Source organism: Ruegeria sp. H6 (genome assembly GCF_056532975.1).
The window spans coordinates 233284-241714 of the sequence record NZ_JBQFOA010000005.1 but is presented as its reverse complement, the minus strand read 5'-3'; the positions used below and the strand labels follow the sequence as shown (position 1 = coordinate 241714).

Genomic DNA, 8431 nt, shown 5'->3' with positions numbered 1-8431 from the left:
CAGGCATCTCCCAGCCCGCAAAATCAACCAACTTACCTCCCAACTCAACATGCAAAGCATAAAGTGGAGTGCGACTAAGTGAGGTCATGACTGTATCCTTCAAAGGTTTTTCAATTTTCGGGATTCAGGCGCCCATTTGCACGGGCGCCTGAACGTTGCTTTTACGCCTCGTTTTTCTTCCAGGCGGAATGGTCGATATCCAGATCCGGGAAGTTTTCCGGCTTGAACACGGGACGTTCGACACCTGATTTCAACTGGTCGTCAAAATCACGCAGGATGCGCCGCAGGATCGGGAACAGCATCATCAGAGCCAGAAGGTTGACCAGTGCCAGCACACCCATCATCGGATCCGAGAAGAAGAACACCGCCGTCGCCCCGGGCGCCACGGCCCCAAGGAACACGATGGCCATCAGCACGAATTTGAAGATCAGCAATGCCGACGGTGCTTCGGTCATGAACGACAGCGCGTTTTCACCCAGATAGTAGTTGTAGATGATCGAGCTGAAAGCAAAGAGCAGCACAGCAATGGTGAGGAAATACTGGGTCCATGCGCCCAGATGCGACACCAATGCGTTTTGTGTCAGAACCACACCGTCAACGTCGGCACCGGGCTGATAAGCGTCGCTCATCAGGATCACGAAAGCGGTACAGCTACAGATCAGGATTGTGTCGATGAAGACCGAGAACGACTGCGTGATGCCCTGGCTGATCGGGTGCTTGACGTCCGCAGCTGCAGCCACGTTCGGGGCCGAACCCAAACCAGCTTCGTTCGAGAACAGACCGCGACGCAGACCTTGCGCAATCGCAGCACCCATGCCACCACCGACAGCCTCTTCGAGACCGATGGCGTTTGACACGATCATCGCGACGATGCCCGGAATTTCACCGATGTTCAGAACGATGACGATCAACGCCATTGCGATATAGCCAAGCGCCATGATCGGAACGATGATGTCCGAGGCTTTCGCAATCCGCTGCAGACCACCGAAAACGATGAAGCCCGTACCCAGCGTCAGAACCGCACCGGTGATGTAACGGCTGAGGCCAAACGAGTTCTCGGCCGCACCAGCAACTGTGTTGCCCTGGAACGCCGGGAAGCCGATGCCGAAGGCGGCAATCAGACAGATCGCATAAAGAACGGCCAGCCATTTATAGTCTTTGCCCAGACCATGCATGATCATACGCGCAGGGCCACCCCGGAAGGATCCATCCTCTTGCCGGCGCTTGAACACCTGCGCAAGGGTACATTCCACCAGGCTGGTTGCCATGCCAACCAACGCGATCATCCACATCCAGAACACGGCACCGGGCCCGCCCAGAGTGATCGCAACAGCCACACCGGCAATGTTACCGCCGCCGACGCGACCGCCGACAGACACGAACAGAGCTTCGCGTGCCGAGATTGTGTTCGGGTCATCCGACTGGTTGTCGCCTTTCAGCACTCGGAACATGCGCTTGAAATAGCGGAATTGAACGAAGTTTGTTGCGACGGTCAGGAAGACGCCGAAGATCACCAGAAACGGGATCAGCGCCCATCCCCAGGTGAGGTCTCCGATGACCCCGAATATGCTTTCTAGAAAGCCCATAATATTGTCTCCCGTTTAGTTTTTGGAAGATGCAGCTTGCATCTGGTACTTGGTCTTGATCACACAGGTGCGTCTGATCTTCTGAAAGTGTGTAGCGCTCATTCCATTCCTCCCATTTGCGCTTGAGTTATGCCCTGTCGACGATGGCCCGCTGACGGGCCTGTTTGAGGGCGGCAAAGTCTTCGTCCGCGTGGAACGACGAACGGGTCAGCGGGCTTGCCGACACGTGCAAAAAGCCCTTGGAGCGTGCGATCTGCTCCAGCTGGGCGAACTCTTCCGGTGTCCAGAACCGATCAATCGGATGGTGTTTCGGGGTCGGTTGCAGATATTGACCGATCGTCAGGAAATCGACCTGTGCGGCGCGCAGATCATCCATCACCTGACGGACGTCATTCAGGCTTTCGCCCAGCCCGACCATCAGGCCGGACTTGGTGAAAATTTCGGGCTTGGCCCGCTTGGCATCATCCAGCAGCCGCAGCGAGGTGTAATAGCGCGCGCCGGGACGCACGGTTGGATAGAGATGCGGTACCGTTTCCAGATTGTGGTTGAACACATCCGGTGCGGCCTGAAAAACGCTTTCCGCAGCGGTGCCTTTGCCCAGAAAATCGGGTGTCAGCACTTCGACTGTGGTGCCGGGGTTCTGGTGCCGAACCGCGCGGATTGTCTGGGCGATGTGCTCGGCCCCGCCATCCGCCAAATCATCCCGGTCCACGGATGTGATCACCACATGACGCAGGCCCAGTTTCTTGACCGCCGATGCAACACGACCGGGTTCAAACGCGTCCAATGCATCAGGCCGGCCTGTCGAGACATTGCAGAAAGAACAGCCGCGCGTGCAGACCTCGCCCATGATCATCATGGTGGCGTGGCGCTTGGACCAGCATTCGCCAATATTCGGGCAGGCCGCCTCTTCGCAGACTGTTGCAAGATCGTGATCGCGCATCAGGCGGCGGGTTTCGTAATACTCCGCGCTTTCGATCTTTTTTCTGCGAATCCACTTGGGTTTGCGCGGGATAACGCTGTCGGCCTTTTTGGCTTTTTCCGGGTGACGTGGGCGAAGCTGGATGGTCATCTGGCTGATCTCCGTTACGCGTGGATCGCGCGGCCCAGGGCGTCGAGGCAGGCTTCTTTCACCGCCTCTCCCATCGCCGGATGTGCGTGACAGGTGGCCGCAACCTCGGCGACGGTTGCGCCTTTGGTCATCGCCAGAACCAGCTCGGCGATCAGATCGCCGCCATGAGCACCACAGATATGAGCGCCCAGAATCCTGCCATCCGCGTCGGCCAGCACCTTGACCGCACCGTCCGTCTCACCGGTCGAGCGCGCGCGGGAATTGGCCATGAATGCAAATTTGCCAACCGAGTATTCGGTTCCAGCCTCTTTCAGCGCTTCTTCGGTTGCACCGACCGAGGCGACCTCGGGGTCGGTGTAAACAACGCCGGGAACCATGTTGTAATCCACATGCCCCGCCTGACCGGCCAGCTTTTCAACGCAAGCGACGCCATCTTCTTCGGCTTTATGGGCCAGCATCGGCCCTGGAATGCAGTCGCCAATCGCATAGATACCGGGCACCGAGGTGCGGAAGGTTTCGTCGACCTGAATGAAACCGCGCGGGTTAAGGGCTATCCCCAAGTCTTCCAGCCCCAACCCGCGCGTCACCGGGCGACGCCCGACAGCGATCAGGACCTTGTCGGCCTCGATCATCTCTTCTTTGTCTTTGCCGACCCTGTCCAGCGTGAGCCTCAATCCGTTTACGGTTTTTTCGATCCTCTTCAGCGCGCGGCCCAGTTGGAATTTCAATCCACGCTTGGTCAGCGCCCGCTGCGCCAGCTTGGCAATCTCACCATCCATACCCGGCAGGACGCGATCCAGATATTCGACAACCGTGACCTTGGCCCCCAGACGTGCCCAGACCTGACCCAGTTCCAACCCGATCACACCCGCGCCGACGACGACCAGATGATCGGGCACAGTCTCAAGCTTGAGCGCGCCGGTTGAGCTGAGAATGTCACGTTCGTCAATCTCGACCCCGTTCAAAGGCGTGGGCTCGGATCCGGTGGCAATCAGGATATTCTTGGCCTCATAAATGTCGTCGCCGACCTTTACCTGCCCCTGCTTCGTGATACTGGCCCAGCCCTCGATCCAGGTAACACCATTCTTTTTGAACAGAAACCCAATGCCCTTGGTCAAATCGCCGACAATTTTGTCCTTGCGATCCATCATTGCAGATACGTCGATGCTGGCCCCCTCGACCGCAATGCCATGGGAGGAGAGATGTGCAAGTTCGGCATATTTGGCCGAGGAGGTCAGCAACGCTTTGGAGGGGATGCACCCCACATTCAGACAGGTTCCACCCAGCGCGCCACGCCCTTCGATGCACGCAACGCTCAGGCCCAACTGAGCGGCACGAATGGCTGCCACATACCCACCCGGGCCACCGCCGATGACGATAAGATCATAAGTCATTTGCTTCTCTTTCAATAGATCGGGTGGCTGGCGCAAAAGGCGTGGAGTTTTGCGGTGGGTTTCGCGCGAAGGCCTGAGGCGCTGTTCTTGTTACAGGTTACATCTGCACGCTCTGTCCTCGTGGCGTATTTGTTTGTCAGCACGCAGCTCTGCGCATCGATCATTGCTTGCGAGACGATGCGCCCGGATGCGATGCGTTCTGCTTGCCGATCGCCATCGCGCGCAAGCGACACGACGATGACAGGATCAGCCTTCATGAGAGCTTTAGTGAACACTTCTTTCTTCTCACAGATTTTGTGACTACCAAGAGACTATGTTTCCTATAAGGGAAAAAGGATAACAAAAGCAACACAATTCTCGAAAATGTGAAGTTGTGCGCGCAAGGGGAATTAGGTAACCTGCAACAAAGAGTGGAGATTTTCATGTCAGACGAAGCCCTAAACGATATCTCCGGACCGATTGATCACGACGATGGGGCGGCTTTGGGTCGGTCCATCCGGGATGCACGCCACGCAAAAGGCTGGACTTTGGAGGAAGCCGGACGTGCTGCGGGAATCGGGCGATCGACTCTTTCGAAGATCGAAAACAACCAGACACGACCAAGTTTTGATATCGTTCGCCGGCTGACACAGGCGCTTGATCTAAGCACACCGCAACTTTTCTTGCAGTCAGGTCAAACAGGAATTTCAGGACGGCGTGACTACACACCTGCGGGCAAAGGCGAGATACGCGACACATCAACGTATATGCATGAGTTGCTTTGCCCCGAACTGACCAGCAAGCGCATGCTGCCCTACATCGCGACGATCAAGGCGCGCGATGTATCCGAATTTGATACCTGGATCCGGCATAGCGGTGAAGAATTCATGTATGTGATCAGCGGAGAGCTGATCTTTATTTCGGAACATTACCGACCCTTGCAGATGAAAGCCGGCGACTCGCTATACTATGACAGCGGAATGGGTCACGGATGCGTTTCAACCAGCGAGGAAGATGCCAAAGTTCTGTGGGTGTCGTTGGAATAGCCAAAGAATGGTCTCAGATTTGGCCAACGGGATTGGCTTCCTGAAAATCAGCGCGGAGCTCGGGAAAAAGTACCTGTTCGAATAGTATGCAGCTTGCCACAAATGCCCGTTTCTAGGCTGAATGATTTGTCCTGATGGAGCTGCAGCGGACAATCTCCATCTCCTGCATAACCCAAGAAAATCTCAAAGAAGATGCTCTGGGCTTACCGTTGCGCCCTGGCGGTTCTGAACAGCAGCAGGAACACGAAGGCCGAGCCGACGGATGTGGTGACAATGCCGACGGGCAGTTCTTGTGGCGACAGCAGAAGGCGGCTGAGGATATCCGATCCTGTCAGCAATCCGGCTCCGACCAGTGCCGCAGTGGGCAGCAAACGTCCGTGCAGGGGCCCAACGATGCCGCGGGCGATATGGGGGACCATCAGGCCGACAAAGCCGATAACGCCTGCCACGGATACAAAAACGGCTGTGGCAAGTGCTGCGGCGAAGAACATGCTGAACCTCAGCCCCTGAACCGGGACGCCAAGGGTCGAGGCCGTCAGGTCCCCGGTCAGCAGGGCATCCAGCCAGCGGTTGCGGTAGAGGGCGAAACTGAGGATCAGGATCAGGCCGGCGCAAACCAGCGGGAAGGTCTCCCACCGGGCCAGGCCAAGCCCGCCCAGCATCCAGAAGATCACGGAATGCGCGGCGCGGCTGTCGCCTGCAAAGATCAGGTAATTGGTGATGGCGGAAAACAGGAACGACACTGCAAGACCGGCCAGGATCAGTTTTTCAGGTGCGCTGGTGCGCAGAAAATGAACAAGCGCCAGAACAATGCCCGAGGCAATCAGACCGCCGCAAAACGCCGCCAGCGGCAGGGTCCAGAACCCCAGAATGTCGCCGGTCACCGTGATGACAAATACTGCGCCCGCCGCCGCCCCGGACGAGAGGCCAAAAAGAAAGGGATCGGCCAGATCGTTGCGTGTGGTGGTTTGCAAAACCACCCCGACAACGCCCAAACCCGCCCCGATCACGGCAGCAAACAAGGCGCGTGGCAGGCGCAGGTCAAATACGATGCGGTGCAAAGGGGACATGTCCCCGTCGGTCAGGCCCGTACCCAGAAACACCGCGTCCAACACGTCGCGGGCCGGAATGGCTGTGGTGCCGTAGGCGGTAGACACCAGCAAAAGGGCGGTCAGAACAACCGCCCCCAGCACAAAGACAAGGCCCATTCGGCCCATATCAGTTGAGGCCCGGATGCATGGCTTCAACCATTTTCGAGATTGCCTCGATATTTGCCGGGCCCGGTGTCAGCTCTTCGTAACGCAGGCCGATCCAGCGTTCGTTCTTGACCGCATCCGTTTGTGACATCACCGGGTGTTCCTGCAGGAACCTGAACGTATCCTCGGCCCCGTTTCCGGTCTGATAATCCAGCAGAACAAGGAATTCGGGGTTCGAGGCTGCAACCGCCTCCCACGAGGTGCGGCCCCAGCTTGTATCCATGTCATGGGTCACGTTCTGGCCGCCTGCCGCAGCGATCATCGCGTCGGGAATGGCGAACTTGCCCGCCGTAAAGGGCGCGTCTGCGGGACCGTCCAGCAGGAAGACGCGGGGTTTTGCCAGATCGGCTGTTTTGGTCTCGATGGCGGACAGCTGGTCTTTCCAGCCAGACACCAGCGCTTCGGCCTTATCCTCGACATGCATGACCTTGCCCAGACGCAGCACATCGTCAAACAGCAGGTCCATGCTGGCCTCGGGGCGGTCCTTGTCCAGATGCACACAGCTTTCCGTCAGGATCATCGTTTTGATACCGAAGGGCGCCAGCGTGTCGGGCGTGACGTCGCCACCGGGCTTCATGCCATAGTACCACCCGGCAAAGAACATGTCGGCCTCAACCGCAACAAGGTTTTCGACGGTCGGATATTTGGGTGCCAGCTCGGGGATGTCGCCGCGCAGGGTATCGAAATCGGCGCTGGTCTTGTACCAGCCCGTGATGCCAGTCAGGCCCACAATCTTGTCCTGAAGGCCCAACGCAAAGGCCATGTCGGTCATATTCATGTCGTGCACGACCAGACGCTCGGGCTGGGCTTCAAAGACCAGCGGTTCGCCGCAATTGTCGACGGTGACTTCGTGTGCGGCAGCACTGCCAGCGATGGCCGAGGCCAGCATCGCGGACCAGATTGGTTTCATATGGAAAACTCCTTGGATTCGTTGGGTTTGGATGTTCTTCGGATATCCAGCGCCGGGATCATCCGGCCTTCGTGGTGAAAGCACAGGTAGTCGACGTCAAAGGTCTCGCGCACCGTTTCGGGTGTCAGAACCTCGGCCACCGGACCAAAACTGGTCAGACGGCTGGATTTCATCAGGGCCACATGGGTGGCAAATTCAGGGATCATGACAAGGTCGTGGACGATCATCACAACGGTGATGCCCAGATCGGCCACCAAAGACAGCATGCGCCCTTTGGCGTCCGGGTCCAGATGGTTTGTCGGCTCGTCCAGAAACAGCAGAGATGGGTTCTGTGCCAGGGCCCGCGCGATATGCGCGCGCTGACGTTCGCCACCCGACAGGATGGAAATCTGTTTGTTGGCCAGGGTCTCAAGACCGGTCATCCTGAGAATTCTGGTCAGTTCGGCGGCGTGCTCCTCGGCCGATCGATCCGCCCAGATCGGGATCTGACCCAGCGCCACATAGTCACGCAACAGCAATCGACCATCGGGAAGTTCCTGCTGGCCCACAACCGCGATGACGCGGGCACGGTCCTTTGCAGACATGGATCTCAGGCTGCGCCCGTCGACGATGACATCGCCAAGTGCAAGGTCGGCGGCACCGCACAAAAGGTTCAAAAGCGTGGTTTTCCCGGCGCCGTTTGGCCCGGCGATGGCCAGAATCGCGCCTTCCTGCAGTTCGAATGACGCGCCCTGCAACAGAACATCCCCGTTCAGCGCGTAATATTCCAGGCCGCGCGCGATCAGAAAGGCAGGGTCGGTCTTTTGAGTGTCGGGATCAATGTCGTGTGGCATGAACCGCTCTGCTTGCTGCCAAGCGTGGGCGGAAGGTGCCGAAAATGTAAACACGTTCGATGCGTGCCATCAAAGCCTCCTTCCAGGACGCCCCGCCCCGGGTTGGTTGAACAGGTGATGGCAGGTCTCCTGACTTGCGGATCATTGCTTGGCCATCCTTCCCGGCCAATTGTGACCAGTGGTTGTTGGCGTCGCTCACCGCTTACAGTTGCGGGGGCAGTCACGGACTTGGAGGTGTTTTGGCCCACCGCACCGTGTTCCCTTTTCATCCCCAGAGTGCAAATCGGGGAACCATCACCGGTTGGAGTGCCTGACATAGCGGCATGGGTCAATAGAAATTTTATCAAGCAGCGTG

8 protein-coding genes and 1 riboswitch are annotated in these 8431 nt (G+C 57.8%); of the genes, 1 reads left to right on the top strand and 7 read right to left on the bottom strand.

All coding sequences use genetic code 11. The features are described from left to right. Positions 1-161: 161 nt before the first annotated feature. From ACR0AG_RS12010 to ACR0AG_RS11995, 4 genes are all read right to left on the bottom strand, one after another. On the bottom strand, positions 162-1586 hold the full coding sequence (locus ACR0AG_RS12010; protein ID WP_480839112.1) for an alanine/glycine:cation symporter family protein: 1425 nt from the start codon (positions 1584-1586) through the stop codon (positions 162-164). A gap of 127 nt (positions 1587-1713) precedes the next feature. Continuing rightward, positions 1714-2658, bottom strand: a complete 945-nt coding sequence (gene lipA / locus ACR0AG_RS12005) for a lipoyl synthase (RefSeq protein WP_480839110.1) — start codon at positions 2656-2658, stop codon at positions 1714-1716. Positions 2659-2672: 14 nt separating this feature from the next. Then, positions 2673-4052 (bottom strand): dihydrolipoyl dehydrogenase, encoded by a 1380-nt coding sequence (lpdA, locus tag ACR0AG_RS12000; protein WP_480839108.1) that lies wholly within the window; start codon positions 4050-4052, stop codon positions 2673-2675. An 11-nt stretch (positions 4053-4063) separates the two neighbouring features. Next, a complete protein-coding gene (locus ACR0AG_RS11995) occupies positions 4064-4327 on the bottom strand; it encodes a hypothetical protein (protein WP_480839106.1) in 264 nt (87 codons plus the stop codon). 147 nt (positions 4328-4474) lie between these two features. On the opposite strand from ACR0AG_RS11995, the gene ACR0AG_RS11990 reads away from it, so the two are divergent. Continuing rightward, on the top strand, positions 4475-5077 hold the full coding sequence (locus ACR0AG_RS11990; protein ID WP_480839104.1) for a helix-turn-helix domain-containing protein: 603 nt from the start codon (positions 4475-4477) through the stop codon (positions 5075-5077). A gap of 203 nt (positions 5078-5280) precedes the next feature. Here the strand turns inward: ACR0AG_RS11990 and ACR0AG_RS11985 are convergent, their stop codons facing one another. Genes ACR0AG_RS11985 through ACR0AG_RS11975 form a run of 3 tightly spaced genes read right to left on the bottom strand, consistent with a single transcriptional unit; the run spans position 5281 to position 8076 of the window. Beyond that, positions 5281-6294, bottom strand: a complete 1014-nt coding sequence (locus tag ACR0AG_RS11985) for a FecCD family ABC transporter permease (RefSeq protein WP_480839102.1) — start codon at positions 6292-6294, stop codon at positions 5281-5283. Between the two features lies 1 nt (position 6295). Then, on the bottom strand, positions 6296-7243 hold the full coding sequence (locus ACR0AG_RS11980; protein ID WP_480839100.1) for an ABC transporter substrate-binding protein: 948 nt from the start codon (positions 7241-7243) through the stop codon (positions 6296-6298). After that, a complete protein-coding gene (locus ACR0AG_RS11975; RefSeq protein WP_480839098.1) occupies positions 7240-8076 on the bottom strand; it encodes an ABC transporter ATP-binding protein in 837 nt (278 codons plus the stop codon). The genes ACR0AG_RS11980 and ACR0AG_RS11975 overlap by 4 nt, the downstream gene beginning before the upstream one ends. Before the next feature lie 102 nt (positions 8077-8178). After that, positions 8179-8387: riboswitch (cobalamin riboswitch) on the bottom strand. Positions 8388-8431 lie beyond the last annotated feature (44 nt).